We start from the raw sequence: 25,812 nt of genomic DNA on the forward strand, positions 1-25,812 counted from the left end.
TAAGTGAGTGATTTATTATCCCAAGACGAAATCGATGCGCTACTTCATGGCGTAGATGATGTCGAAGAGGAAGAAATAGGCGAAGGTGATGACGGAGATTCAACTGCGTTACAGTATGACTTCTCATCGCAAGACCGTATCGTTCGTGGTCGTATGCCGACCCTTGAAATTGTTAATGAGCGCTTTGCTCGGCATATGCGTATTAGCCTATTCAACATGATGCGACGAACTGCTGAGGTATCTATTAACGGGGTACAAATGCTCAAGTTTGGCGAGTACATCCATACCTTATTCGTTCCAACTAGCTTAAATATGGTGCGTTTCAGGCCTTTAAAGGGAACAGGTCTGATTACGATGGAAGCGCGTCTAGTCTTTATCTTGGTAGATAACTTTTTTGGTGGTGATGGTCGCTATCATGCAAAAATTGAAGGCCGAGAATTTACCCCAACAGAACGCCGAATAGTCCAAATGCTATTAAAAATAATCTTTGAAGATTATAAAGAAGCTTGGGCACCGGTTATGGATGTATCTTTTGAATACCTAGACTCTGAAGTTAACCCAGCCATGGCTAACATTGTGAGTCCTACAGAAGTGGTAGTAATTAGCTCATTCCATATTGAGCTTGATGGTGGTGGTGGTGATTTTCATATCTCACTTCCTTACTCAATGCTAGAACCCATTCGTGAACTGTTAGACGCAGGTGTGCAGTCGGATACCGAAGATACCGATTTGCGCTGGAGTAAAGCGCTACGTGATGAAATCATGGATGTGGAAGTCGAACTATCGACACAATTACTTGAGATAGATTTGACGCTAGAACAAATCATGGGCTTAAAAGCGGGAGATGTTATTCCTGTGGAAATGCCAGAATACATCACTGTATTTATCGAAGAGCTGCCTACATTTAGAGCTAAAATGGGACGCTCAAGAGACAATGTTGCGCTGCAAATTAGTGAAAAAATTAAACGCCCTGAATCGGTTAAATCTGAACTACATGTGTTCACCAAAGGTGGCAAGAAGCTTGACTCAGATGCAGAGCTTGCGGAATTGGAAGAAGATTTACATCTGTCAGAAGGTGTGGACTTAGATTGGTAAGAATTGATTACATAAAGGTTTTGATAGTATGAGTGATGATCAAGATACAATGGACGAATGGGCAGCAGCACTAGCTGAGGCGGAAGAAAGCGAAAATGTATCCAGCGAGCCCGAAGTGGCAGAACTGGATGAACTTAAAGATACAACTTCCAACCTATCGCCAGACGAAAAACGCAAGTTAGATACTATTTTAGATATCCCAGTCACCATCTCGATGGAAGTGGGACGCTCTAAAATTAATATTCGTAACTTACTACAACTTAACCAGGGGTCGGTTGTGGAACTTGACCGAGTAGCGGGCGAACCGTTGGATGTTCTTGTTAACGGTACGTTAATAGCGCATGGGGAAGTTGTAGTAGTAAACGACAAATTTGGTATACGTCTAACTGACGTAATTAGCCAAGTTGAACGTATCAAAAAACTACGATGAAGATATTCACCAGCGCACTTTTGCTATTGGCAGCCATGCCAGTTATAGCGAAGCAGGAAATGACAGGCTTAAGCATGGAACTTTTGTCTATGGGCTTGTCATTAATGCTGGTAGTCGTACTTATTATCGGCTTGGGATTATTAGTTAAAAAATTCAATCCCAACTTGGGTAATAGCAAAGATTTTAGGGTTATACGTAGCCTGCCATTGGGTACAAAAGAGCGCCTGATGGTGATAGAAATTGATGACAAACAACATTTGCTTGGGGTAACGCCTCATAGCATAAATTATTTATATCAATTAGAGCAGCCGCTAGAAGAAGCGCAGGTACCAGCATTTGCAAAAGAGCTTGGGCGATTTGTAGGTAGACAAAATAACAAGAATAGTTCTTATGATTAGATTTTTAATAGCGCTTATTGGTCTGGGCTTTTTACCTTTTGCCGGCGCTGAAGGTATTGACGCGCTAAGTGTCACCACAAACCCAGATGGTTCGCAAGAATACTCAGTAACATTGCAAGTTCTTGCTATTATGACAGCCCTGAGCTTCATTCCGGCTGCAGTGATAATGATGACTTCATTTACACGTATCATAGTGGTGTTAGCAATTTTAAGGCAGGCAATTGGCCTTCAACAGTCACCTTCAAACCAAATTCTATTGGGCATGTCTTTGTTTTTAACGTTTTTTATTATGGCACCTATATTTAGCCAAATAAATGACAGAGCCGTACAACCTTATTTAAATGAGCAACTTACATCACTACAAGCATTAGAGCAGGCGAAAGAGCCATTAAAAGCGTTTATGCTCTCGCAAACACGTATTAAAGATTTAGAAACCTTCGCCAAAATTGCTGGATATGACAAGCTAGACACTCCAGAAGACACTCCCTTTGTAGTGATCATACCTGCATTTGTGACCAGTGAACTTCAGACTGCTTTCATTATTGGCTTTATGTTTTTTATACCATTTTTGATTGTGGACTTAGTGGTTGCCAGTGTATTAATGGCGATGGGTATGATGATGTTGTCACCAATGATTGTTTCTTTACCATTTAAAATAATGCTATTCGTATTGGTTGATGGCTGGGGATTAGTGATGGGCACATTGGCCCGCAGTTTTGGTTTAGGGGTGTAATATGGAACCCGAAGTATTTGTCGATATACTGAGTGACTCACTATTTTTGGTCATAAAGCTAGTAGCGGCAATTGTACTTCCAGGGTTGTTAATTGGTTTGGTGGTTGCGGTGTTTCAGGCTGCGACCTCAATCAACGAACAGACTCTGAGCTTCCTGCCTCGTTTGATTATTACGATTCTTGCTTTGATAGTTGGAGGCCACTGGTTAACTCAGGAGCTCATGGACTTTTTCACGGGGATTGTAATGCGGATCCCTGAAATAGCAGGGTAGAGATGGAATTTCCGATTACAACTATCATGCAGTGGCTGAGTGATCTGTTACTGCCTCTGGTGCGGATCAGTTCAATGCTTATGGTCATGGCAGGTTTAGGGGCACAAACGGTGCCAACTAGAATTAAACTCGCCTTATCTGTGGTCATCACTTTTGCGGTTATGCCTGCGCTTCCAAAAGCTGAATTTGTTCAGCTATTTTCCTTTTCAATGCTGCTAGTTGTGATTCAACAGATGATTATTGGCATTGCCATTGGCTTTGCGTCACTATTATTACTCAACACGTTTATTATCGCAGGTCAAATCCTGGCAATGCAGACTGGTCTGGGTTTTGCTTCGGTTGTTGACCCTGCGAACGGGTTGAGCGTACCCGCAGTGGGACAATTTTATCTTATCTTGGCAACCTTGTTATTCTTTGTTTTTAACGGTCATTTGATGATGATGAATATGATTATTTTTAGTTTTGAAACTTTTCCTATTAATGGTCAATGGTGGGTCGTAGATAACTATTGGCAAATTGTTAATTGGGGCGGTTGGATGTTTACTACCGCTCTAGCGCTCTCCTTAGCTCCTCTGACAGCTATGTTAGTAATTAATATCTCATTTGGGATAATGACGCGAGCAGCTCCACAAATGAATATTTTCTCTGTTGGCTTTGCTTTCACTTTAGTGGCTGGTTTAACCATTATCTGGGCCACATTAGGCAACTTTGTCGTACAGTTTGAATTCCAGTGGCTGAAGATGACCGAGCTGATGTGTAACTTAATTGGTTGTACGGTTTAGCATATGGCAGAAGATTCAGGTCAAGAACGTACCGAAGAGCCCACCGAGAAAAAAATCAGTGAGGCACGAAAGAAAGGGCAAGTGGCTCGTTCAAAGGAGCTGGGAACAACTTTTGTGTTGATATTTTCAGCTATTGCGTTACTGCTGTATGGACCAGATATAGGCAAAGGGTTGTACAACATAATGGGGCGTTCGCTAAGCCTAAATCGCAACGAAAGCTACGATACCACCAAAATGTTTGCGGTGTGGGAAAATGTCTTTTCTGAGCTTTTTTTCCCAATGGCAATGTTTGTTTTGATCATAGTGATTGCAGGTCTTGTGGGTAATACCTTGCTGGGAGGGTTTAATTTTAGTTGGCAGGCAGCTGCGCCAAAAGCGAGTAAGATGTCACCCATGAAAGGCTTAAAAAGGATGTTGGGGCCACAGGCGGCGGTAGAACTAGTAAAGTCAGTACTAAAGTTTGTGTTGGTTGCAGGTTTTGCTATTTTTCTTATCAACACATTTTTCTATGAAATTCTTCACCTTAGTATTGAGGCTATTCCTAGCAGCGTGATCCATGCACTTGAGATCTTAGCGTGGATGTTTTTGGGTTTAAGCTGCACGCTAGTGGTTATTTCTGCCATAGATGCGCCTTACCAAAGCTACAACCATCACAAACAACTAAAAATGACGCTACAAGAGGTTAAAGACGAGTATAAGAACTCCGAAGGTGACCCACAGATCAAAGCCAGAATTAGGCGTACGCAGCGAGAAATGTCACAGCGTCGTATGATGCAAGATGTCCCTGATGCGGATGTGGTGGTGACTAACCCGACACATTATTCTGTCGCGCTTAAATATGATACAGAAAAAGCTGGCGCCCCCATTGTTGTAGCAAAAGGGGTTGATGAAATAGCCATGCAAATTCGAAAAGTGGCCATAGGTAATGAAGTACCTATTGTAGAATCCCCTGGTTTAACGCGCTCGCTGTACCATACCACAGAAATAGGTGAGCAAATTCCAGATCAACTATTCACCGCGGTAGCGCAAGTACTCGCTTATGTATTCCAGTTAAAACGCTTTAACAAAGGGCGAGGGCGCCGACCTACATCATTAAATAAAGACCTACCTATACCTGATCACTTAAAACACTAATGCCCATAGTTGGCTCGCAACTTGCTTTATCTGCATAGTGTCAATATTTTGCAGTTGTTAAGTTATGGAATTTAAAGCAGTTTTAGCACAGCTCAACAAAGATAAAAAAGAATACGCCAAAGGTGTAGGTACACCATTGCTGGTGTTGGCGGCTTTGGGGATGGTGATATTACCCTTACCACCTTTTTTGTTGGATATTCTATTTTCTTTCAATATTGCATTAGCTTTGGTGGTGTTACTTGTGACCGTATACACCATGAAGCCACTTGAGTTTGGTATGTTCCCCGCTGTTTTGCTTATTGCCACTATCATGCGTCTTGCTTTGAATGTTGCCAGTACTCGGGTTGTATTATTAGAGGGTCACAATGGTGGCGATGCTGCGGGTAAAGTGATAGAAGCATTTGGTTCTGTTGTTATTGGTGGTAATTACGCTGTCGGTTTAGTGGTCTTTCTTATCTTAATTATCATTAACTTTGTGGTTATCACAAAAGGTGCTGGGCGTATCTCTGAAGTTTCAGCTCGCTTCACATTAGATGCTATGCCAGGTAAGCAAATGGCAATAGATGCCGATTTGAATGCGGGTTTTATCAGTGCAGATGATGCCAGAGCAAGACGTGAGGAAGTGACACGTGAAGCAGATTTCTATGGCTCGATGGACGGTGCCAGTAAGTTTGTTAAAGGAGATGCGATAGCGGGTATTATCATTCTTGCTATTAACATAATAGGTGGCTTGTTTGTTGGTATGATCCAACACGACCTAACTTTTAGTCGCGCAATGGAAGTGTATACATTGCTTACTATTGGTGATGGTCTAGTTGCACAGCTTCCTTCACTGCTACTATCGATTGGTACGGCAATTGTCGTTACGCGTCAGAACGAATCTCATAACATGGGTGATCAGTTTAAAACCCAACTAGGAAATGAAAAGTCTTTATTCATTGCTTCAGGCATCTTAATCGTCATGGGTTTAGTACCTGGAATGCCGCATTTCGCATTTTTGAGTTTGGGTGCATTACTTGGATATCTAGCTTACTTTACCCAAAAACAGAAAAAAGACGTGGCTGAAGCTAAAGCTGAAGAAGAAGCTAAAGGCACAGCTGTTGCTGGGAAACAAGAACAAAAAGAACTTGGCTGGGATGATGTTCAGCCTGTAGATGTAATTGGCTTGGAAGTTGGCTATCGCTTGATCCCACTAGTAGATCAGTCGCAAGGCGGAGAGCTATTGAACCGAATTAAAGGCGTGCGTAAAAAGCTATCTCAAGAATTGGGTTTCTTAGTACCTCCTGTACACATTCGAGACAATCTAGAGTTAGACCCAAATGCTTATAACATTACCCTAATGGGCGTAGGCTCAGGTGAGGGTGAGTTAAAGCATGGTGACGAGTTAGCCATTAATCCAGGTCAGGTGTTTGGTCCAATTAAAGGTATTGAAACCAAAGACCCTGCTTTTGGTTTGGATGCCGTGTGGATTAAACCGGAACAAAAAGATGAAGCTCATTCGTTAGGTTATACCGTTGTTGATGCAGCCACCGTTGTAGCGACCCATATTAGTCAATTGTTGACGAATAATGCAGCTCTGTTATTGGGCCATGAGGAAGTGCAGAATCTATTAGATATGCTGGCTAAAAGTCATCCGCGCTTGGTCGAAGGGCTGGTGCCTGACGTATTACCACTTACAACAGTTGTAAAAGTGCTACAAAATCTACTGAATGAAGGTGTTGCAATTAGGGATATGCGCTCAATTGTGCAGACGCTTGTTGAGTATGGACCTCGTAGCCAAGATCCAGATGTACTAACGGCTGCAGTACGAATTTCACTACGCAGACTCATCGTTCAAGATGCAGTTGGCAACGCTGAAGAAATTCCTGTCATAACATTGGCACCTGAGTTGGAACAGATGTTGCATCAGTCACTTCAGAACGCAGGTGATGAAGGGGCAGGCATTGAACCAGGCCTTGCAGAGCGGCTTCAAAACTCATTGAGAGAAGCCCATCAAACGCAAGAAATGCTAGGTGACCCGTCCATTTTATTAACCTCAGGTATGTTAAGAAGTGTGCTTTCAAGATTTGTTAAACATACGATCCCCGGCCTTCGCGTGATGTCATATCAAGAAGTGCCAGATGAAAGACAAATTAAGATTGTGAGCTCAGTTGGACAGTAATAGGATTTAAGGGGTTGTAACATGAAGATCAAACGTTTTTTTGCCAAAGATATGCGAACTGCACTAAAAGAAGTGAAAGAAGAGCTAGGTGTAGATGCAGTGATCATGTCGAATAAGAAATTGGCCGATGGCGTCGAAATTGTCGCTGCAATTGATAATGATCGCGCACCAGCAACTCCTAAGCCCAGTGTACAGGACAACCACCAACAGCAGGCGCAGCAACCTCGCTCTACATCACCTCGCTTTGTGCGCCCAGAGCCTCAACGTGCACAGCCTGAGCCACAGGCTCAAGTCGCGGATAGTTTAGAAGCTCTGTTAGAGCGTCAAGCACCTCGTCCTCGCTCACCGCAACTTGCATCTATGTTCTCGCAATCAGGCATCGATACAGAACAAGTGTTTAAAGCGCGTCAGCAACAAGATGAAGCGCAAATGCATACTCAAGAGCGTTTTCAACAACCAAAGCCTAGTCATAATACTCAAACACAAGCATCGAACTGGCAGTTTGATGATGAATTAGAATCGGGCTTTGGCGATGAAATGGAGCACCATGACCCTAAGCATGATGAAATGACATCAATGCGAGAAGAAATGAATGCAATTCGTCAGCTTCTTGAGCATCAAGTTTCAGGCCTGATGAAACAAGAGATGGCGCGCAGAGACCCAACTCGAGCATGTCTTATTGACCGTTTGCAAGGAATGGGAATTGATGCCGATGTTGCTGAGCAAATGGCATGTTTTATTCCAGATGATGTATCGCGCAAAGAAGCTTGGAGTGCGTTACTAAATATGGTTGTAAACCAGATGCATACCACTAATAATGATATTCTTCGCCAAGGTGGTGTATTTGCTTTTGTTGGACCTACAGGGGTTGGCAAAACGACAACAGTTGCAAAATTAGCCGCATTGGGTGCTCAAAAATTTGGCGCAGACAAAGTCGCTCTAATTACCACGGATACGTATCGTATTGGTGCGTATGAGCAGCTGTCGACTTATGGTCGAATTATCGGCTGTCCCGTGAAGCAAGTAAAAGATGCAAATGAACTGGCCGAAGTGTTATACCACTTGCGCAATAAACGACTAGTATTAATAGATACAGCTGGAATGAGTCAAAGAGATTTGCGTTTAACAGAGCAGTTGAATACTTTGATGCGTAGCACGCGCGTTGACATTCGTAGTTATTTGGTATTAAGTGCGACATCACAAATGCATGTGCTACAAGAGACGGTTCGCCATTTCCAAAAAGTGAACCTAACTGGATGTATTTTTACTAAACTTGATGAGTGTCTAAGTTTGGGCGAGATTATTAGTATAGCGATTCAAAATCGTTTACCAATAGGGTATCTTACCAATGGACAGCGAGTTCCTGAAGATATTCGCGTAGCAAATGCACAAAAGCTAGTCAAAAAGGCTGAGCAATTGTATTTAAAAAGAATAAAAGCACAACATTCGAGACCTGTACCAGTAGCGTCTCAGACAGTAGGAATGTATGATTAACACAGTATTAGATCAAGCAAGTGGCCTGCGTAAAATGAGTCAAAATAGTAATCACGGTGTTAAAGTTATCGCGGTAACAGGCGGTAAAGGCGGAGTGGGTAAAACCAATGTATCTTTGAATACCGCAATTGCGCTGGGCCAGCAAGGAAACCGAGTCTTAGTACTCGATGCCGACTTGGGGTTGGCAAACTGTGACGTGATGTTGGGTTTAAGAGTTGAAAAGAATTTATCACACGTTTTGTCGGGTGAATGTGAATTAGACGAAATTTTGGTAGAAGGTCCAGCTGGTATTAAAATCGTTCCAGCAACGTCAGGCTCACAAAACATGGTAGAGCTGACACCCGCTGAACATGCTGGGCTAATAAGAGCATTTAGCGAGTTAAATACAGAGTTTGATATCTTAATCGTTGATACTGCCGCAGGTATTTCTGATATGGTATTGAGCTTTTCCCGCGCGGCGCAGGATGTTGTTGTGGTGGTATGTGATGAACCAACTTCGATCACAGATGCCTATGCACTAATCAAAGTATTGAGTCGTGAGCACGGCGTTTATAGATTTAAAATTGTTGCTAACATGGTGCGCAGTTTACGGGAAGGACAGGAATTGTTTGCTAAACTGTCAAAGGTAACAGACAGGTTTTTAGATGTGGCTCTGGAACTTGTTGCAACAATCCCGTTCGATGAAAATATGCGGAAGTCTTCAAGGCGTCAAAAAACCATCGTAGAACTCTTCCCTAATTCACCAGCAGCAGTTGCATTCAGGGGTCTTGCCAGTAAGGCTGTGAAATGGCCTATACCACATCAACCGTCAGGGCATCTTGAGTTTTTTATTGAACAACTTGTCAATGGGTAACTATGGCATCATCGGTGAGTAAAGCGATGGGGTATCAAACATCAGAGCATCTACATAAGGTGGTTGAGCGTCATGCCCCACTTGTGAAAAAGGTCGCGTGTCACCTATTGGCTCGGCTGCCTGCTAATATTTTGCTGGATGACCTGATGCAATCAGGCATGATTGGTCTGATTGAGGCAACCAAAAACTTTGATGCTTCAAAGGGGGCAAGCTTTGAGACTTTTGCAGGGATCCGTATTCGAGGCGCTATGTTGGATGAAATTCGCCGAGGCGATTGGGCACCACGTTCGGTACACCGTAAAAGTCGCATGGTTGCAGAAGCCATTGCAGAACTAGAATCCCTCCTCAACCGAGAACCAAAAGATACTGAAATAGCTGAAAAACTTGCTATTACGCTGGATGAGTACCATCATATTCTAAATGATGTAAATACCAGTAAAGTAATAGGTATTGAGGACTTAGGTGTAGATGAAGACGTCATTTCGCCTGCAGACAACGATTTATCGCTAGACAAACCATTTAATAACGTTAAAAATGAACGCTTTAACGAATCGTTGGTGGCAGCAATAAAATCTTTGCCAGAAAGAGACGCCCTAGTGTTGTCGCTTTATTACAACGATGAAATGAATTTAAAAGAAATCGGTCAAATACTAGATGTAAGTGAATCTCGTGTTAGCCAAATTCATGGGCAGGCAATGATAAGGCTTCGTGCCAAGATCAATGACTGGGTAAATTAGAGTAAAAAAATAATAGGTTCAAACCTCACTGGAGGATGTTTTGGATAAAAACATGAAAATTCTCGTGGTTGATGATTTTTCTACAATGAGGAGAATAATCAAAAACCTGCTAAGAGATTTAGGCTTTACCAATGTACAAGAAGCTGATGATGGCAGTACTGCGCTTCCAATGCTACAAAATCAAGAGTTTGACTTTGTAGTAACCGATTGGAATATGCCTGGTATGCAGGGGATAGATCTGCTGCGCGCGATCCGAGCAGATGAAAATCTTAAGCATATCCCAGTGTTAATGGTAACTGCGGAAGCAAAGAAAGAACAAATCGTAGCAGCTGCACAGGCTGGGGTTAACGGTTATATCGTCAAGCCTTTTACCGCAGGAACACTGAAAACTAAGTTAGAAAAAGTGTTTGAACGTTTAGGCTAACAAATAAGAAGGAGAGGCTAATGTCAACGCCTTCTGTGCCTCAGATCAGCCTTGAGCAGGCAAAGCAACTTGTTGCTTATTTAGAACAAGGTGAACAAGAAAAAGCAGATCAATTAATTTTGGAAGCTGCCAATAAAGAGCAATCCGAGTTGTTTGCTGAGGTGGGTAAGTTAACTCGCCAATTGCATGAATCTTTGAAAAATTTCGAACTCGATACGCGTCTTGCTGATTTGACGACTGAAGCCATTCCCGATGCAAAACAACGTTTAAACTATGTCATGGAAATGACAGAGAATGCCGCCAACAAAACCATGGATGCTGTTGAGGCGAGCCTTCCGTTAGCACAAGAACTAGCAGATGAATTATCGAGTATTAAACCAACTTGGGACCGCCTTATGCGGCGTGACATTCAGCTAGGAGAGTTTAAATCTTTGTGTCACGATTTAGACAAGTTTATGCAGGGGTCACAAACACGTACAGATGAATTACAAAGTTTGATGACAAATGTATTAATGGCTCAAGACTATCAAGATTTGACAGGGCAAGTTATTCGTCGAGTTATAGAGCTAGTTAGAGAAGTCGAAGATAGCCTAATTAATTTATTAACCGTTTTTGGCACTGCGGATGAGCTACCGAGCAAGAAGAAAATATCTGAAACTCAGGTTGCTAGCGAAGGTGAGGTTGATATTGACGTAAACGAAATTTCAGGGCCGGAGGGTCCAATTATTGACGCTGAATCCCGGGATGATGTTGTTTCAGGCCAAGATGAAGTGGATGATTTACTGTCAAGTTTAGGCTTCTAATAGGAGAGTATGCATGAGCTTTGAAGTCGATGAAGATATCTTACAAGACTTTCTCGTTGAAGCTGGAGAGATCCTTGAGTTACTGTCTGAGCAGCTCGTAGAGTTAGAAAACAACCCTGAAGATAAAGAGTTGCTTAACGCAATTTTCCGAGGTTTTCATACGGTCAAAGGTGGCGCTGGGTTTTTAAGCATGACCGAGCTGGTCGATGCCTGTCATGGTGCAGAGAACGTGTTTGATGTGCTGCGACAGGGGCAACGCAAAGTTACCTCCGAATTAATGGATGTTATTCTGCAATCTCTTGATACGATTAATGAAATGTTCGCACATATTCAAAATCGTGAACAACCAGAACCTGCCGATCCAGCGTTACTTGAAACACTTCATCAACTTAGCAAACCGCAATCAGAAGACGAAGTTATTGACGTTCCGCAAGCGGAAGAAGCTGTTCCAGAGCAGCCTCCTGAAGAACCGGATGCTGACGACGTTTTCTTTGATCTTGATGCCACAGGCTCCGATGTCAGTGAAGATGACAGTAGCATTGACGAAATCACAGAAGATGAATTTGAAAGCCTGTTGGATGAGTTACATGGAGCGGGTAATGCTCCTGCCAAAGCAAGTAAGGCTGATACAAGCGCTGAAAGTGATGGTGACATTACTGATGATGAATTTGACAACTTGCTAGACGAGCTACATGGCGTTGGTAGCTTTGGCGAGATTAGTCAGTCACAACAGACCCCTCCAGCTGAATCAAGTGTTGCTGAAACGCCATCATCAAGTAACAGCGATGATGAGATTAATGACGATGAATTTGAAGCGTTATTAGATGAACTACACGGTAAAGGAACAGCACCGCGTTCAGTAGAGAATACTGCAGAAGCTAAAGTCGATAAGCCGAAGGAACCTGAAAAGCCAGCGGCTGCTAAACCGGCACCTGCACCTAAGGCAGCCCCCGCGGCTGCACCTGTATCTAAGGCTGCGCCCGCGGCTGCATCCACACCAACAACTGAAAATAAAGCAGCAGCGAAGAAACCGCCAGCGGCTCAGGCTGAGACTACAGTTCGTGTTGATACTAAACGACTAGATCAGATAATGAATATGGTGGGTGAGCTGGTATTAGTTCGCAACCGTTTAGTAAGCCTGGCAAATAATACCAATAGTGAGGCTATGGGTAAGGCTATCTCAAACTTAGATGTGGTGACGGCCGACTTGCAAGGCGCTGTAATGAAAACGCGCATGCAGCCAATTAAAAAAGTTTTTGGTCGCTTCCCTCGAGTCGTTAGGGACTTAGCGAGAAGCCTGAAAAAAGATATAAACCTTGTGCTCGAAGGCGAGGAAACCGATTTAGATAAAAATTTGGTAGAAGCACTGGCAGATCCATTGGTTCACCTCGTGCGTAATTCAGTAGACCATGGTATCGAAATGCCTAGCGTGCGTGAAGCCGCGGGTAAATCACGTACAGGCACCGTTACTTTGTCTGCTTCGCAAGAGGGTGATCATATCTTGCTAACCATTCGCGATGATGGTGCTGGTATGGATCCTGAAAAGCTTAAGAAGATAGCGATTAGTAAAGGTGTTATTGATTCAGACCAAGCAAGTCGATTATCGGATACTGAGGCGTATAATTTAATTTTTGCGCCAGGCTTCTCAACCAAGGAAGAAATATCAGATATTTCTGGCCGTGGGGTGGGAATGGACGTTGTAAAAACGAAGATCACTCAACTAAACGGTTCAGTCAACATCCAATCTGAGTTAGGGGTGGGTACAATTTTAGAAATAAAAGTACCTTTGACCTTAGCGATTCTACCAACACTAATGGTAATTGTGGGAGAGCAAACTTTTGCGTTGCCTCTTGCTGGCGTTAGTGAGATTTTTCACTTAGATCTAACCAAGACCAATATAGTAGATGGGCAGTTAACAATTATCGTGCGTGAGAAAGCGATTCCATTGTTTTACTTGGAGCATTGGTTGGTGAAAGGTGCTGATAGAACGACCCGCAAAGCGCACGGTCACGTAGTGATAGTGCAAATCGGAACTAAGCAAGTTGGTTTTGTCGTCGACTCATTAATAGGGCAAGAAGAGGTTGTAATTAAACCTTTGGACGCGCTATTACAGGGTACGCCAGGTATGGCAGGGGCGACTATTACCTCGGATGGTGGTATTGCTTTGATCTTAGATGTGCCGAATATGCTTAAGCATTATGCGGGCAAGTAGAGTTTCTAAATAAGAGTTAGACACAGTGGTGCCTTGCGCACCACTTTTTAGATCTGAATATTTAATGAGCGTGCCAATGGCAGTTAAAGTGTTAGTAGTTGATGACTCAAGTTTTTTTCGCCGCAGAGTGAGTGAAATACTTGAGCTAGATAGTGATATTAAGGTGATTGATTTTGCCGTTAATGGCAAAGAGGCTGTCGAAAAGGCTGCGCAATTAAAGCCTGACGTTATTACCATGGATGTTGAAATGCCAGTCTTGGATGGCATTAGTGCTGTAAAACAGATTATGGCTTCTAATCCTACGCCGATTCTAATGTTTTCATCTTTGACCAGAGAAGGTGCAAGTGCCACTTTAGACGCTTTAGATGCGGGGGCACTGGATTTTTTACCGAAGAAGTTTGAAGATATCGCTCGCAATAGCGATGAAGCTATAAAATCTTTACAGAATAAAGTAAAAGAGATTGGCCGTCGCCGCTTGCCTCGATTTACTAGCCCATTCACCGCACGACAAGCCAGTAAGCCTACAGCAAGCCAAGATCAGGGGGCTAATACTGGTGTAAGTCAGCCTGATAGAACCTTTCAGCGTTCTGCGCCTATCGGCGGCTCTAGTGCTTCTATAAAGGCGTCGGGAAAGAAGTATCAAGTTGTTGCAATCGGTACATCTACGGGGGGGCCTGTTGCATTACAATCTATCTTAACTCAGTTACCGAGTAACTTTCCCCATCCAATTTTGCTGATACAACACATGCCTGCTGCGTTTACTCCAGCATTTGCCAGTCGTTTGAACAGCTTGTGTAAGATAAGAGTAAAAGAAGCACAGCAAGGAGATCGTTTAGAACCTGGGGTTGCTTATTTAGCACCAGGTGGTCAGCAAATGATGGTTGAAGCCAGAGGTGCAAGTAAGACACTTCGTGTTTTCGAGGATGACAGTCCACGTATTACCTATAAGCCAAGTGTTGATGTTACATTTGCAAGTGCGGCTAAGGCTTATCAAGGTGACGTATTAGCTATCGTATTAACGGGAATGGGGGCCGATGGTCGTGATGGTGCTCGTATGCTTAAGCAAGCTGGCGCTACCATTTGGGCCCAAGATGAAAAAACCTGTGTCGTGTATGGGATGCCACAAGCCGTTGCTAATGCAGGTCTTGCATCTGAGCATCTTGCTTTACCAGAAGTTGCGGCTAGGCTCAACAAAGAGGTTGGGTGTTAGCTGCAGGTGCCAGTAAGCAAATAACAATAAGAAAAAGCGCAAAACTTGGAGAATGCATTAGCTCGTGAAGATCTGGACAGTAGCAAACCAAAAAGGGGGAGTAGGGAAAACGACCACCACAGTTAGCTTGGGGGGGATTTTAGCACTCCAGGGAAAACGAGTGTTGTTGATAGATACTGATCCTCATGCATCTTTAACCTATTATTTTGGTATTGACTCGGAAGAGTTGGAGATTAGCGTCTATGATATTTTTGCTCGTGGAAGCACAATGCAAAGTGAAGAAATTCTGCAGGCGTTGTGCCCCTCGACGATAGAAAATTTGGATATTTTGCCTGCTACCATGGCAATAGCAACCTTGGATAGAAGTATGGGAAATCGAGCTGGAATGGGCTTGGTGCTCAAAAAGTCGCTCGAAAAAATAAAAGACCATTACGACTACGCGATTATTGATTGTCCACCCGTACTAGGTGTACTCATGGTTAATGCATTAGCTGCCAGCGAGAGGATTTTGATCCCCGTGCAGACTGAGTTTCTCGCCCTTAAAGGGTTGGATAGAATGATGCGGACTATGGAATTAATGCAAAGTTCGCAATCTAAGAAATATCAATATACCATAGTACCAACAATGTATGATAAACGGACGAAAGCCTCGTTGGAGGCTTACAAAAGCCTGCTAGCCAATTATAAAGAGTATGTTTGGCCCGGGGTTATTCCGGTGGATACAAAGTTTCGAGATGCAAGTTTAGCGCAACAGGTCCCAGTATCATACTGTCCAAAGTCTCGGGGTGTGTTTGCTTATCGGGCGTTACTTGATTATTTATTGCAGGTTTAATAGAGGTAGTAATGAGTAAACATTTGTTTGCTAATGAAAAAGTTATGAAGCAATATTTAGGCGCGCTTCTCAGTGAAGAAGAACCTGAAGACAGTTCATTGCTGCCCGTAGCCAAATTGCTCGAACAGGTTCCGCTTGTGTCTGAAGCCGAGACTGAAGTTCAAGTTGAGCAGCTCAAAAGTGAGCCATCAGTTGAACAAAAAATACTACCTGTCGAGACACAGGAAATCCCTGAAGAACAAACGAAAGATCTTGAGATAACAGAAAATAATACTATTATCAAAGAATCGACTGAAACAAAAAATCAACCAGTTAGCGCAAAAGAGGCGTATGGTGAGCAAGAGTTTCAGGCACTATTTTTTGAAGTTGCAGGTCTTACTTTGGCTGTGCCTTTAAAATCATTAGGTGGTATCCATCAGCTAGGTGAAGTAAATCAGTTGTTTGGTAAGCCCAAGTGGTTTAAAGGCGTGATGTTAAATCGCGATGAAAAGCTAAATGTTGTTGATACCGCACGTTGGGTGATGCCAGAGAAGTATTCGCCCGAGTTGGAAGAGAGTCTAGATTATCAGTATTTAATCACATTGGGTGATAGCCCTTGGGGGTTACTGGCTGAAAACCTAGTAAATAATATTACATTGCGACCAGATGACGTGAAATGGCGCACAGGCAATGGTAAAAGGCCATGGCTGGCAGGCGTAATTAAAGAAAAAATGTGCGCGTTAATTGATGTAGAGAATTTAAACCGCTTGCTTGAGCAAGGCCTCGATAGTCGAGAGCAGTAAACAAGATCTTTTTGGAGTTAAACCATGAGCCAAGATAGACTACTTTCCGCAGACAAAAATGCCGATAGTAACGATGAAGTTCTTCAATGGGTGACCTATAAACTCGAGGATGAAACATACGGCATAAATGTAATGCAGGTACAGGAAGTATTGCGCTATACAGAGATTGCTCCAGTCCCTGGTGCACCAGCGTATGTGCTAGGTATTATCAACCTGCGTGGTAACGTTGTAACCGTTATAGACACTCGAGCACGTTTCGGATTGGTCAGTGCCGAGGTTACAGACAACTCTCGTATCGTTATCATAGAGGCAGAAAAGCAAGTAATTGGTATTTTGGTGGACAGTGTTGCTGAAGTTGTTTATTTGCGAAGTTCAGAGATTGACAGTGCACCTAATATTGGCACTGAAGAGAGCGCTAAGTTTATTCAAGGTGTCTCTAATCGTGAGGGTGAGCTTCTTATTCTTGTCGATTTGAACAAACTACTCAGCGATGATGAGTGGGACGAGTTGAGTCATTTATAAATTGTGGAAGTAGTAAATAATAACCTCGTATTACTCATACTGATCGCCTCAAGCTTACTAACTTTTGTATGTTTGGGGTTGATTTTTATGTTAAGCAAGCGTTTGGAAGGCAGCCATCAGCAAGTGGTGTCTCTTAGGCAAAAAATAAAGGACAATCACGAACAAACCTCAATTCTGCGTAGCGAAATAGCAGAAGTCCGTAGCAGTTTGATGAGTATAGGTAAGCGCTTGGTTGCATGTGAAAGTTATGCAAAAGAGCTTGCTCAGCAACAGGCCGTACAAAAATATGATGACCCTGATGCAAAAATCTACTCTCGTGCCGTTAAGATGATAGAGCTGGGAGCCGACTTGGAAGAAATAATGCGTGAGTGTGAGATCCCTCGTGCGGAAGCTGAATTGTTAATGTCGTTACATCAAAAATCTTGATTAGGCTTTAATATCCAGCTTATTGCTAAAACCTTTCCACCCTGGCGGAAATTTTCCTCGCAATACATATGAAAAGGCAATGAGCTCGGCAATGACATAGTAGAGCTCTTTAGGTATTTCCTGATGTAAGTCGAGTTGCTCTAAGGTTTTTGCCAGTTCAGCATCTTCGTGGATCATGATCCCTTTTTCTTTTGCAAGGGCGATGATCTCTTCGGCAAGTTCACCGAAGCCTTTACAAGCTACATGCGGTGAACTTCCTGCTTCATACAGTAAACCTATCGCTGTTTTTTGTTCCATACATACTCCTAAACTTTGATATTAACGATAGCATGTTGTTCGTAAAAGGTATGCGTTTGTTGTGCATCTTCACTAAGTGTTATCTCATTCACCTGTAAACCATGTGCGCATAGCTTTCGTCGCAACGCATCTAAATGGGGTTCAGCCAAAGAGCATACCTGCTGAGTGTTCGCAATCAATTGGCAATCAAGTGCTTTATCCATTAGCTCGGCTTGAGCACTAAGTTTACCAAGGTGAGCGTAATCAAAATTAAGGCGAACAAACCATACCGTTTTTTCGGGCATTTTTGCTTTAGCTGGCTTCTTGTATTTGCCTATTTGGAGTTCAGTTTGCTTACACTCGCTCGGCAGTTTCATAGGCATAAACAAGCTAAGTAATAGCTGAGTTTCACTATCGACCTTCTGACTGGCTGGTGTAATTTGGACGCTACTGGTTAGGGTGTTTTGCACCTGAGCTAAATCACTCAGTAACGCGTTATTTAGCTGCTGTAAATGAGGGAGTGCCTGTTTAGTTGCAATACTCTTTGCATTGGGGAGTAAGGTTTCAAGCAATGCATTAAGACGTTGGGTCTGATCTATATTTTCTGGTAAAGACTGTGGTGCAGTCGCTCGAGGTGATGCCAGTAATGTCACTAATAGCTTATCGAGAGCCTGTGTAAAACTGCTTGCACTCAAAGGAGTAGAGGTTTGTGAGTATTGACTGACCAAGCCTGGAACAAGGCTGTTGAGCTCTGCCATAACGTGATTAGCAGATATATTATTCGCATCTATCATACGGCTAAACGCTTGATGAACTAGCTTGGTCATATCCACTGACTGTGGATCTTTATACTGACTTAGCTGTGCGACTTTTTCAGTTGCGACTTGACTGTTAAGTGCCTCAGTACTTTGCTTTGGTGACATGGCAACTAACTTTAATAGCGGTTCTAGCAGCTTACGTTCAATAGGGTGACTGGCTTGATAGTCACTTTTAGGTATAGGCAAAAGAGCGCTGGCGGTCGAGCCTGCTACCTTTTGATTTTGATCGGGTATTTTGCTAGGTGCTTTTAGTAGTTCGGTGACTAACCCGCGCTGTTTTGCTCCATTTTTTTCGTTACTTAATTGTGGAACCTCACTCCCAGAGGGTAATCCGCCTTTGTTTATTGCTTGGCTGACTAGTTGTGATGAGCTTGAACGGCTACTTGGACTATTATCACTTTGACTTACAATATTCCCCGTGTTTTGCAGCACGTTTTTTATTTGTGCAAACAGTTTTACGATAGGAGGTAGCGCATCGTTTTGTGATGGACTAAGCATTAGTGGTGTCATTGTTAATCTGGACAAAGTACTGAATTGGCTAGGAAGTCCGCTTTGTACGGTAGTAACGGATACTGTTTTAGCGGCGTTACTTGTTGCCGAGTTATTATGTACTTGCTTAAAAGGTTTTGATAGCCACTGAGAAAGTGCTTGTTCGACAGCCTTTTTTATATCGTTAATAGTGATATTTACTAGAGGCTTGTTATACCCAAGGTTGAGGTTGCTTTGTACAGTTTCAAGAGTATGTTGCGCTGCAGTGTGTGGGCTGACATGAACAAACTTGCCTTTGATGGGTTGTTTTAAATCCAAATGTTGTAAGTCACTGAAAGTTTTAATTTGTACTCCCATGGTAGTGGCTTTTAATTGTGCTTGTTGCCACTGTGCAGCGCCTACTGGTTGAGGACTTTGCAAATTGCTCAAAGGTAAAGAAACTGCTTTTACAGAGGGGGAAAACTTGACTTGCAATGCGTGTTTATCAACTAGCAAAAGAGGGCTCTTACCTAATGTTGCTAGTTGTTCAGAAACTTTCTGCTTGGCCAGCACACTGGAAAATAGTTGATCGGCAAATCCATTCATAAGCTTTAACTGGATTTTGTGGTCGTTTGCTTGTAATTGCGCAACAAGTTTGTGCTCTTGAGCTAGGATTTTCGCAAGCGATGGATCCAAAGCCAGCTTTAAGCCCAGTTTGTCTAATACAAGCTGTGGATTGCCACCATCTGTGATATGAGCACTAGTTTTTAAACTAGACTCTGGGGTGCCACCTTTTATTAAAGTTAATAGGGATAGTAGTTGGTTGGCTGCTTTAATGTTGACGGTTTGTTCGGGCGACTTGATTGTGAGGGATTGACCATTCTCACCTAAGGTAACCACCGCTTCGTTTAATCGAAGTGTTGGAAGGTTATTGTCTTTTACGGCTAAGCGTATAGTTTGCCAGCGGCCATCAATTTCCACTTCCATCTGTAGTGCCTCGGGTTTGATCACGACATTTCTCGCAACAAACTGGCTAGCTTGTTTGGTTAGGTCAATATTTGCACGTCCTTCGTTTAAAGCTGAGCTTGTATCAGGTGTGTTCGAATATTGAATAGAAATCGGTGGCTTATTCATTATTTTAAATCAAATTTTCGCTAATCGGTCGCAACGCGTTATTCGTATTACCATACCATTATGGTAGACTAACGCCCAATTTTGGGTAATGAGAATAACCAATTTGCTAGAGATTAAATCTGTTACTTGTACTAAGCAAGAACGCTGTCTGTTTGAATCGTTAAGCTTCTCGTTAGAAGCTGGGCAGATCATGCAAATTGAAGGCCCAAATGGTGCTGGTAAAACGTCATTATTGCGGATCATCTCAGGCTTTGCACGTCCTGATGAAGGGGAAATTCATTTTGAGGGTCAGCCGATTAGCGACAACTATGATGAATATGCGGCGCAATTACTTTTTATTGGTCACAAAACAGGTGTAAATGGCCAGCTAACGGCCTATGAAAATGTTTGTCATTGGCTGCGTGTTCATGGCTGCCAGGTAGACGAACGTGCATATGATTTGTTATCCCTGTTAGGACTGGTTGGTCTGGAAGATGTACCGGTAAGAACTCTCTCAGCGGGCCAACAAAGACGTGTCGCATTAGTGAGGTTATGGCTAAACAACGCTAAACTGTGGATACTTGATGAGCCATTTACTGCATTAGATAAGAAAGGTGTACGACAATTACAGATACGTTTTTCTGAACATCTGGCCCAGGGCGGAGCTATTTTACTCACGACCCACCAAGATTTAACAACTCATTTTGCGGCACTCAAAACCCTTGTATTGGAGTATCAACTTTGATGGCCCAGCACTCTTATTGGCAGCTATTTTTCAGCGTATACAGCAAAGATGTGACGTTAGCGTTTCGCCAGCGTTCGGAAATAGTCAACCCTTTGCTATTTTTCTTGATTGTTATCACATTATTTCCCCTTGCTATTGGTCCTGAGCCTGCTTTGTTGAAACGGATGGCTCCAGGCATTATTTGGGTAGCGGCTTTGTTATCTACCATGTTAGGGTTAGATAAACTGTTTAGGGATGATTACAACGATGGCTCATTAGAGCAGCTCATAGCATCTCCTTATCCACTTTCTTTATCAGTACTGGCAAAAGTGTTTGCTCATTGGACAATCACTGGGTTACCGATGGTACTGATGGCACCAATGTTTGCCCTGTTGATGAACTTAGAGTCTCAGGCGCTTGGTGCAACAGTGTTGACCTTACTGATCGGAACTCCACTATTGAGCTTTATTGGCGCAATCGGAGCTGCACTGACAGTAGGGTTACAAAAGGGTGGAATATTAATGAGCTTATTAGTCTTACCTTTGTATATTCCCGTACTGATTTTTGCGACGTCTGCCATTGATACCAGTAGTATGTCTTTAGCCTATGGTGGTCAACTCGCAATCCTAGGCGCAATGTTAGCTGTAGCTAGTGTTTGTGCGCCTATTGCAATATCTTCAGCTTTAAAAGTGAGTGTTAGTTAACATGTGGAAATGGTTACATCCCTATGCAAAGGCAGAGCGTGCATATCAACTATGTAATACGCTTATGCCATATTTTGCGGTGATTACCGTAGTATGTTTGACAGTCGGTTGGGTGTGGGGTCTTGCCTATGCTCCCGCAGACTACCAACAAAAAGATAGTTATCGCATTATTTTTATTCATGTCCCTTCAGCAATATTGTCTATGGGGGCATATTCTTCAATGGCGATAGCCGCAATTATTGCCCTAGTATGGCAGATCCGTAATGCTGAGTTGGCGGTGATATCTATAGCCCCTGTGGGAGCCGCCATGACGGCAATCGCTCTTATTACTGGCGCTGCATGGGGTAAGCCTATGTGGGGAGCTTGGTGGGTTTGGGATGCACGGTTAACGTCTGAACTCATATTGCTGTTTTTATATCTAGGGGTATTGTCTTTATACCATGCCTTTGAAGATAAAAAGTCAGCAGGGCGTGCGGCCTGTATTTTAGCCGTCGTGGGAGTGATAAACCTGCCTATTATTCACTTTTCTGTGGAATGGTGGAACACCTTGCACCAAGGAGCCACCATAACCAAGTTTGATACATCAGCGATAGATTCATCAATGCTATGGCCCTTGTTAATCAACATTATCGCTTTTGCAGGCTTTGTTGGTGTAGTGACGTTGATCCGTTTGAAAAACGAAATCTTACAATGTGAGAGGCACCGCCCATGGGTGCGAGAACTAGTCGGTCGAGGTGAGTGATGCAATTTGATTCATTGAATGAATTTCTGGCCATGGGGGGATATGGCTTCTATGTTTGGTTATCTTTCGGTAGTTGTGCCGCCATTCTTCTGGCCTTGTTTGTGAGCTCATTAAGAGATGCTAGTAAGCTGCGCAATGAAGTACGCGCCCAAATGAAACGTGAAGAACGCATTAAAAAAGCCAAGCAGCAGGAGCAAGTATGAACCCGAGACGCAAAAAACGTTTACTCGCAGTAATTGCAATTATTTTTGGGGTTGGTTCAGCGATTGGACTAATGCTGTATGCGTTACAAGAAAATATTAATTTGTTTTACACGCCAACAGAGTTGATAGATGGCAAAGGCGAAAATAAAGAAAAGCCTTTTATTGGCCAAAAATTGAGAATTGGTGGCATGGTCGTACCGGGTTCGGTCGTTCGAGATGAAAGCAGCCTCGATGTCAGTTTTAAATTGATGGATACAGGACCAATGGTCACTATTCGTTATGAAGGAATTTTGCCTGACTTGTTTAGAGAGGGTCAGGGAATTGTCGCGCAGGGGACTTTAGTTGAACCTGACGTTATTGAAGCGTTTGAGGTGTTGGCAAAACATGATGAAGAGTATATGCCACCAGAAGTTGCAGAAGCGCTCAAAGGCATCAAGCATGAGAAGCCAAAGTATAACTTAAACAACGAGAACTAATATGATCCCAGAGATAGGTTATTTTGCGCTAGTGCTGGCTATGGCACTAAGTTTATTGCTGTGCATTTTCCCATTATGGGGAGCTCATACAGGCAATCTGAGATTAATGCGTGCCGCTCCTTCTTTGGCGGTTGGCCAATGCATATTCGTGTTGTTCTCTTTCGCGATTTTAATTTATATCACGTTGACTGATGACTTTACAGTAGCCTATGTGGCACACCATTCAAGTAGCACTTTGCCATGGTATTACAAGGTGACTTCAACTTGGGGAGGGCATGAAGGCGCTATCTTGTTATGGTTGGTTATGCAGTCCTCTTGGACTGCGTTAGTTGCTTTGATGTCTAAGTCAATACCTTGGATCTTGCGAGCTCGAGTTCTGGGAGTTCTAGGCTTCCTTGGGGTAGGCTTTATGCTTTACACCTTATGGATGTCGAGTCCATTTGAACGTTTGTTGCCTTACTATCCGGTGGAAGGTCGTGACCTAAACCCACTATTACAAGACCCAGGTATGATAATTCATCCACCTTTGCTTTATATGGGATATGTTGGATTGTCGGTTTCTTTTTCGTTTGCTATTGCAGCCTTGTTGACAGGTAAACTCGATAATACTTGGGCGAAATGGTCTAGACCTTGGACCATGGTTGCATGGGGATTTTTGACTTTAGGAATTACCATTGGCAGTTGGTGGGCCTATTCAGAACTTGGCTGGGGAGGCTGGTGGTTCTGGGATCCTGTAGAAAATGCTTCATTGATGCCATGGCTAGTTGCAACGGCCTTACTACACTCATTGGCTGTAACAGAGAAGCGCGGTGTATTTAAATCCTGGACAGTTTTATTGGCGATTACTGCGTTTAGCTTGTGTCTATTAGGCACGTTCATCGTACGCTCTGGGATTATCGTTTCTGTTCATGCATTTGCGACTGACCCAGATCGCGGTTTGTATATATTACTATTTTTAGCTGTCGTTGTTGGTGGCAGTTTAGCATTATACGCCGCACGTGTTTCTCAAGTTAAGAGTGAAGGCCGGTATCAGTTCTTCTCACGAGAAGTTGCATTGTGGGTCAACAATATATTTCTAGTGGTTGCTACTTTAGTGGTGTTTTTGGGGACGTTATTGCCTATGATCCATAAAGAGCTGGGTTTAGGGTCAATTTCAATCGGGGTACCTTTTTTCAATCAAATGTTTGCGATTTTAGTCGTGCCCTTTGCGTTATTACTTGGTGTAGCCCCGATGTTGCGCTGGAAACAAAACAAACTACCTCCGCTACTGAGAAAATGGCTGGTTATTGCCGGGGCAACGCTTGTTATCACAGCAGCTTGGCTATTTGGCAGCTTTGATACGGTTGCACCTTTAACATTTGTGGCAACAGCATTGGCTGTTTGGATTGTGTTATCAACAACAGTAGATTTTGCGCAAAAAATATCGACACAAAAAAGCTTATCTGAGGGACTAAAACGCTTAGGTTTAAGCTATTGGGCCATGGTATCAGGTCATATCGGTATCGCGTTTGTTATTGCTGGGGTTACTTTAACATCAGCATACTCAGTTGAGCGCTCGGTGCGAATGCAACCAGGAGATACCGCCACCTTGAATGAGTACGTGTATCGTTTTGAAGGCGTCAAGGAAATTGTTGGACCTAACTACAGTGGTCATGCTGGTGTTGTAACAGTACTAAAAAATAATGAGAAAGTAACAGAGCTACTTGCTGAAAAACGTTTGTACACTATAGGTATGCAGTTTATGACCGAAGCGGCCATTGATGATGGTTTCTTCAGAGATCTGTATCTGGCTCTAGGTGAACAACTTGATGGCAAAGCTTGGTCATTGCGTATCTATCACAAACCGTATGTGCGGTGGATGTGGTTGGGTGGCATACTAATCGCTTTTGCTGGGTTTATAGTCTTAGCGGATAAACGTTATAGAAGAAACGCAACACCGACCAATAAACAAGAGGTGCTGTAATGAATCGTAAGTTACTAGGGCTAGTGCCATTTCTAATTTTCATTTTACTGTGTGTGTTTTTATATCAAGGGTTGTTTGGTAATCCTCGGGAGCTGCAAACGGGCCGCTTAGGGCAGAACATGCCAAGTTTTACTTTGCCTGACCTTATGGACGATAGTAAACAATGGCAAGACAGCGACTTATTAGGTGAAGTGTATTTACTTAATGTATGGGGAACTTGGTGCCCGACTTGTATCGCAGAGCTAAGCTATCTCACTGAGTTGCGAGAGCAGGGAGTTCGAATCATAGGTTTGTATTATGAGCAAGCTTATGACCCTGATTTTGGTGATCAATTTGATATAAATAAATTGCGCGCAGAAGTGAGCAGCATGCTTGCTAGAACGGGTAACCCATATCAGTTTAATATTCTTGATTTAGAGCGTACCTTAGCGTTGGACTTAGGGGTCTCGGGCGCCCCTGAAACTTTTTTAGTTGATAAGCAAGGTAAAATCTTACTTCACCATACGGGCGATATAAACCAACGTGTATGGCGCGCTAAGTTTGCACCTAAGCTGATGGAGTTAACGCAATGAGATTCATGATTGTTTTTTTCCTAATGATATGTGGTTCGGCATTCGCTACACAAGATAAGTATGAATTTGCAAACGCGGAGCGTGAGAGTACCTTTCGCGAGCTTACTCATGAGCTACGTTGTCCTAAATGTCAAAATCAAAATATTGCTGATTCTGATGCGCTCGTAGCTAAAGATCTCCGAGATAAAGTTTTGGCTTTGGTGAATGAAGGTAAGAGCAAAGACGAAGTAATTGATTACATGATAGACCGATATGGTTACTTTGTGCATTACCAGCCGCCAGTTACACCTGCCACTATCATATTATGGGTATTGCCTATATTCATTGTAGTAGCGGGCTTTGGTTTTATTGTTTTTAGACAAAAGAAGGCTTCTGGTAAACAGGCTTGGAGCGAACAAGACGAGCAACTACTGAACAAATTAATCAAACAATATCAGCGTAGGGAGCAGTAACA

General features: G+C 43.0%; 29 protein-coding genes. 27 read left to right on the plus strand and 2 right to left on the minus strand.

All coding sequences use genetic code 11. From position 1 onward, the window contains the following. Positions 1-3 precede the first annotated feature (3 nt). The 19 genes from fliM to BIW53_RS08375 all read left to right on the plus strand — a co-directional run bounded on the left by fliM (position 4) and on the right by BIW53_RS08375 (position 17,299). Entirely contained in the window at positions 4-1,095 is a 1,092-nt protein-coding gene (fliM, locus tag BIW53_RS08285) for a flagellar motor switch protein FliM (protein ID WP_070991386.1), read from the plus strand. 28 nt (positions 1,096-1,123) lie between these two features. Continuing rightward, positions 1,124-1,525 (plus strand): flagellar motor switch protein FliN, encoded by a 402-nt coding sequence (gene fliN / locus BIW53_RS08290; protein ID WP_070991387.1) that lies wholly within the window; start codon positions 1,124-1,126, stop codon positions 1,523-1,525. Then, positions 1,522-1,923: a flagellar biosynthetic protein FliO gene (gene fliO, locus BIW53_RS08295; RefSeq protein ID WP_139158806.1), complete on the plus strand. Its 402-nt coding sequence runs from the start codon at positions 1,522-1,524 to the stop codon at positions 1,921-1,923. The genes fliN and fliO overlap by 4 nt, the downstream gene beginning before the upstream one ends. Further along, a complete protein-coding gene (gene fliP / locus BIW53_RS08300) occupies positions 1,916-2,656 on the plus strand; it encodes a flagellar type III secretion system pore protein FliP (protein ID WP_070991388.1) in 741 nt (246 codons plus the stop codon). Before fliO ends, fliP begins: the two co-directional genes overlap by 8 nt. A gap of 1 nt (position 2,657) precedes the next feature. Continuing rightward, positions 2,658-2,927, plus strand: coding sequence for a flagellar biosynthesis protein FliQ (gene fliQ, locus BIW53_RS08305; protein ID WP_070991389.1), 270 nt, complete (start codon positions 2,658-2,660; stop codon positions 2,925-2,927). A 2-nt stretch (positions 2,928-2,929) separates the two neighbouring features. After that, entirely contained in the window at positions 2,930-3,709 is a 780-nt protein-coding gene (gene fliR / locus BIW53_RS08310) for a flagellar biosynthetic protein FliR (RefSeq protein ID WP_070991390.1), read from the plus strand. Between the two features lie 3 nt (positions 3,710-3,712). Continuing rightward, the gene (flhB, locus tag BIW53_RS08315; protein WP_070991391.1) at positions 3,713-4,843 is read left to right on the plus strand and encodes a flagellar biosynthesis protein FlhB; all 1,131 of its coding nucleotides are present in this window, start codon (positions 3,713-3,715) and stop codon (positions 4,841-4,843) included. A 64-nt stretch (positions 4,844-4,907) separates the two neighbouring features. Further along, the gene (gene flhA, locus BIW53_RS08320; RefSeq protein WP_070991392.1) at positions 4,908-7,004 is read left to right on the plus strand and encodes a flagellar biosynthesis protein FlhA; all 2,097 of its coding nucleotides are present in this window, start codon (positions 4,908-4,910) and stop codon (positions 7,002-7,004) included. A gap of 21 nt (positions 7,005-7,025) precedes the next feature. Then, positions 7,026-8,498 (plus strand): flagellar biosynthesis GTPase FlhF, encoded by a 1,473-nt coding sequence (gene flhF, locus BIW53_RS08325; protein ID WP_070991393.1) that lies wholly within the window; start codon positions 7,026-7,028, stop codon positions 8,496-8,498. Further along, positions 8,491-9,351, plus strand: coding sequence for a MinD/ParA family ATP-binding protein (locus tag BIW53_RS08330; protein WP_070984548.1), 861 nt, complete (start codon positions 8,491-8,493; stop codon positions 9,349-9,351). The genes flhF and BIW53_RS08330 overlap by 8 nt, the downstream gene beginning before the upstream one ends. A gap of 26 nt (positions 9,352-9,377) precedes the next feature. After that, entirely contained in the window at positions 9,378-10,088 is a 711-nt protein-coding gene (locus tag BIW53_RS08335) for an RNA polymerase sigma factor FliA (protein ID WP_070991614.1), read from the plus strand. A 40-nt stretch (positions 10,089-10,128) separates the two neighbouring features. Next, positions 10,129-10,512, plus strand: a complete 384-nt coding sequence (cheY, locus tag BIW53_RS08340; RefSeq protein ID WP_070991394.1) for a chemotaxis response regulator CheY — start codon at positions 10,129-10,131, stop codon at positions 10,510-10,512. A gap of 20 nt (positions 10,513-10,532) precedes the next feature. Next, the gene (locus BIW53_RS08345; protein WP_070991395.1) at positions 10,533-11,315 is read left to right on the plus strand and encodes a protein phosphatase CheZ; all 783 of its coding nucleotides are present in this window, start codon (positions 10,533-10,535) and stop codon (positions 11,313-11,315) included. Between the two features lie 13 nt (positions 11,316-11,328). Next, positions 11,329-13,527 (plus strand): chemotaxis protein CheA, encoded by a 2,199-nt coding sequence (locus BIW53_RS08350; protein WP_070991396.1) that lies wholly within the window; start codon positions 11,329-11,331, stop codon positions 13,525-13,527. 76 nt (positions 13,528-13,603) lie between these two features. Next, positions 13,604-14,737, plus strand: coding sequence for a protein-glutamate methylesterase/protein-glutamine glutaminase (locus BIW53_RS08355; protein WP_070991397.1), 1,134 nt, complete (start codon positions 13,604-13,606; stop codon positions 14,735-14,737). Between the two features lie 64 nt (positions 14,738-14,801). Beyond that, on the plus strand, positions 14,802-15,569 hold the full coding sequence (locus BIW53_RS08360; protein WP_070991398.1) for a ParA family protein: 768 nt from the start codon (positions 14,802-14,804) through the stop codon (positions 15,567-15,569). Between the two features lie 11 nt (positions 15,570-15,580). After that, entirely contained in the window at positions 15,581-16,351 is a 771-nt protein-coding gene (locus BIW53_RS08365; RefSeq protein ID WP_070991399.1) for a chemotaxis protein CheW, read from the plus strand. A gap of 24 nt (positions 16,352-16,375) precedes the next feature. Beyond that, a complete protein-coding gene (locus BIW53_RS08370; RefSeq protein ID WP_070984558.1) occupies positions 16,376-16,873 on the plus strand; it encodes a chemotaxis protein CheW in 498 nt (165 codons plus the stop codon). After that, the gene (locus BIW53_RS08375; protein WP_070991400.1) at positions 16,874-17,299 is read left to right on the plus strand and encodes a DUF2802 domain-containing protein; all 426 of its coding nucleotides are present in this window, start codon (positions 16,874-16,876) and stop codon (positions 17,297-17,299) included. Here BIW53_RS08375 and BIW53_RS08380 read toward each other — a convergent pair whose 3' ends face one another. Both BIW53_RS08380 and fliK read right to left on the minus strand, forming a co-directional pair. Further along, positions 17,300-17,596, minus strand: a complete 297-nt coding sequence (locus BIW53_RS08380; RefSeq protein ID WP_070991401.1) for an EscU/YscU/HrcU family type III secretion system export apparatus switch protein — start codon at positions 17,594-17,596, stop codon at positions 17,300-17,302. It lies immediately after the preceding gene. Between the two features lie 8 nt (positions 17,597-17,604). Continuing rightward, positions 17,605-19,995: a flagellar hook-length control protein FliK gene (fliK, locus tag BIW53_RS08385; protein ID WP_070991402.1), complete on the minus strand. Its 2,391-nt coding sequence runs from the start codon at positions 19,993-19,995 to the stop codon at positions 17,605-17,607. An 88-nt stretch (positions 19,996-20,083) separates the two neighbouring features. Between fliK and ccmA the strand changes: the two genes are divergently transcribed. Genes ccmA through BIW53_RS08425 form a run of 8 tightly spaced genes read left to right on the plus strand, consistent with a single transcriptional unit; the run spans position 20,084 to position 25,810 of the window. Then, on the plus strand, positions 20,084-20,719 hold the full coding sequence (ccmA, locus tag BIW53_RS08390) for a cytochrome c biogenesis heme-transporting ATPase CcmA (protein WP_084228103.1): 636 nt from the start codon (positions 20,084-20,086) through the stop codon (positions 20,717-20,719). Continuing rightward, positions 20,716-21,402, plus strand: coding sequence for a heme exporter protein CcmB (gene ccmB, locus BIW53_RS08395; RefSeq protein WP_139158809.1), 687 nt, complete (start codon positions 20,716-20,718; stop codon positions 21,400-21,402). Before ccmA ends, ccmB begins: the two co-directional genes overlap by 4 nt. 1 nt (position 21,403) lies before the next feature. Continuing rightward, complete coding sequence (locus BIW53_RS08400; protein WP_070991404.1) at positions 21,404-22,144, plus strand: heme ABC transporter permease; 741 nt, start codon at positions 21,404-21,406, stop codon at positions 22,142-22,144. Then, positions 22,144-22,347: a heme exporter protein CcmD gene (gene ccmD / locus BIW53_RS08405; protein ID WP_070991405.1), complete on the plus strand. Its 204-nt coding sequence runs from the start codon at positions 22,144-22,146 to the stop codon at positions 22,345-22,347. The genes BIW53_RS08400 and ccmD overlap by 1 nt, the downstream gene beginning before the upstream one ends. Next, entirely contained in the window at positions 22,344-22,823 is a 480-nt protein-coding gene (gene ccmE, locus BIW53_RS08410) for a cytochrome c maturation protein CcmE (protein WP_070991406.1), read from the plus strand. The genes ccmD and ccmE overlap by 4 nt, the downstream gene beginning before the upstream one ends. 1 nt (position 22,824) lies before the next feature. After that, positions 22,825-24,786 (plus strand): heme lyase CcmF/NrfE family subunit, encoded by a 1,962-nt coding sequence (locus BIW53_RS08415; protein WP_070991407.1) that lies wholly within the window; start codon positions 22,825-22,827, stop codon positions 24,784-24,786. Next, complete coding sequence (locus BIW53_RS08420) at positions 24,786-25,358, plus strand: redoxin family protein (protein ID WP_070991408.1); 573 nt, start codon at positions 24,786-24,788, stop codon at positions 25,356-25,358. The genes BIW53_RS08415 and BIW53_RS08420 overlap by 1 nt, the downstream gene beginning before the upstream one ends. Further along, positions 25,355-25,810, plus strand: a complete 456-nt coding sequence (locus BIW53_RS08425; RefSeq protein ID WP_070991409.1) for a cytochrome c-type biogenesis protein — start codon at positions 25,355-25,357, stop codon at positions 25,808-25,810. The genes BIW53_RS08420 and BIW53_RS08425 overlap by 4 nt, the downstream gene beginning before the upstream one ends. Positions 25,811-25,812 lie beyond the last annotated feature (2 nt).

This window comes from Pseudoalteromonas byunsanensis, assembly GCF_001854475.1.
Taxonomy (GTDB): Bacteria; Pseudomonadota; Gammaproteobacteria; order Enterobacterales; family Alteromonadaceae; genus Pseudoalteromonas; species Pseudoalteromonas byunsanensis.

What these genes read in the sequence shown, in the direction of transcription:
- fliN (WP_070991387.1), top strand. Translation starts at nt 1,124, where the DNA reads ATGAGTGATGATCAAGATACAATGGACGAATGGGCAGCAGCACTAGCT.
- fliO (WP_139158806.1), top strand. Translation starts at nt 1,522, where the DNA reads ATGAAGATATTCACCAGCGCACTTTTGCTATTGGCAGCCATGCCAGTT.
- fliP (WP_070991388.1), top strand. Translation starts at nt 1,916, where the DNA reads ATGATTAGATTTTTAATAGCGCTTATTGGTCTGGGCTTTTTACCTTTT.
- fliQ (WP_070991389.1), top strand. Translation starts at nt 2,658, where the DNA reads ATGGAACCCGAAGTATTTGTCGATATACTGAGTGACTCACTATTTTTG.
- fliR (WP_070991390.1), top strand. Translation starts at nt 2,930, where the DNA reads ATGGAATTTCCGATTACAACTATCATGCAGTGGCTGAGTGATCTGTTA.
- flhB (WP_070991391.1), top strand. Translation starts at nt 3,713, where the DNA reads ATGGCAGAAGATTCAGGTCAAGAACGTACCGAAGAGCCCACCGAGAAA.
- flhA (WP_070991392.1), top strand. Translation starts at nt 4,908, where the DNA reads ATGGAATTTAAAGCAGTTTTAGCACAGCTCAACAAAGATAAAAAAGAA.
- flhF (WP_070991393.1), top strand. Translation starts at nt 7,026, where the DNA reads ATGAAGATCAAACGTTTTTTTGCCAAAGATATGCGAACTGCACTAAAA.
- BIW53_RS08330 (WP_070984548.1), top strand. Translation starts at nt 8,491, where the DNA reads ATGATTAACACAGTATTAGATCAAGCAAGTGGCCTGCGTAAAATGAGT.
- BIW53_RS08335 (WP_070991614.1), top strand. Translation starts at nt 9,378, where the DNA reads ATGGGGTATCAAACATCAGAGCATCTACATAAGGTGGTTGAGCGTCAT.
- BIW53_RS08345 (WP_070991395.1), top strand. Translation starts at nt 10,533, where the DNA reads ATGTCAACGCCTTCTGTGCCTCAGATCAGCCTTGAGCAGGCAAAGCAA.
- BIW53_RS08350 (WP_070991396.1), top strand. Translation starts at nt 11,329, where the DNA reads ATGAGCTTTGAAGTCGATGAAGATATCTTACAAGACTTTCTCGTTGAA.
- BIW53_RS08355 (WP_070991397.1), top strand. Translation starts at nt 13,604, where the DNA reads ATGGCAGTTAAAGTGTTAGTAGTTGATGACTCAAGTTTTTTTCGCCGC.
- BIW53_RS08365 (WP_070991399.1), top strand. Translation starts at nt 15,581, where the DNA reads ATGAGTAAACATTTGTTTGCTAATGAAAAAGTTATGAAGCAATATTTA.
- BIW53_RS08370 (WP_070984558.1), top strand. Translation starts at nt 16,376, where the DNA reads ATGAGCCAAGATAGACTACTTTCCGCAGACAAAAATGCCGATAGTAAC.
- BIW53_RS08380 (WP_070991401.1), bottom strand. Translation starts at nt 17,596, where the DNA reads ATGGAACAAAAAACAGCGATAGGTTTACTGTATGAAGCAGGAAGTTCA.
- fliK (WP_070991402.1), bottom strand. Translation starts at nt 19,995, where the DNA reads ATGAATAAGCCACCGATTTCTATTCAATATTCGAACACACCTGATACA.
- ccmA (WP_084228103.1), top strand. Translation starts at nt 20,084, where the DNA reads ATGAGAATAACCAATTTGCTAGAGATTAAATCTGTTACTTGTACTAAG.
- BIW53_RS08400 (WP_070991404.1), top strand. Translation starts at nt 21,404, where the DNA reads ATGTGGAAATGGTTACATCCCTATGCAAAGGCAGAGCGTGCATATCAA.
- ccmD (WP_070991405.1), top strand. Translation starts at nt 22,144, where the DNA reads ATGCAATTTGATTCATTGAATGAATTTCTGGCCATGGGGGGATATGGC.
- ccmE (WP_070991406.1), top strand. Translation starts at nt 22,344, where the DNA reads ATGAACCCGAGACGCAAAAAACGTTTACTCGCAGTAATTGCAATTATT.
- BIW53_RS08415 (WP_070991407.1), top strand. Translation starts at nt 22,825, where the DNA reads ATGATCCCAGAGATAGGTTATTTTGCGCTAGTGCTGGCTATGGCACTA.
- BIW53_RS08420 (WP_070991408.1), top strand. Translation starts at nt 24,786, where the DNA reads ATGAATCGTAAGTTACTAGGGCTAGTGCCATTTCTAATTTTCATTTTA.
- BIW53_RS08425 (WP_070991409.1), top strand. Translation starts at nt 25,355, where the DNA reads ATGAGATTCATGATTGTTTTTTTCCTAATGATATGTGGTTCGGCATTC.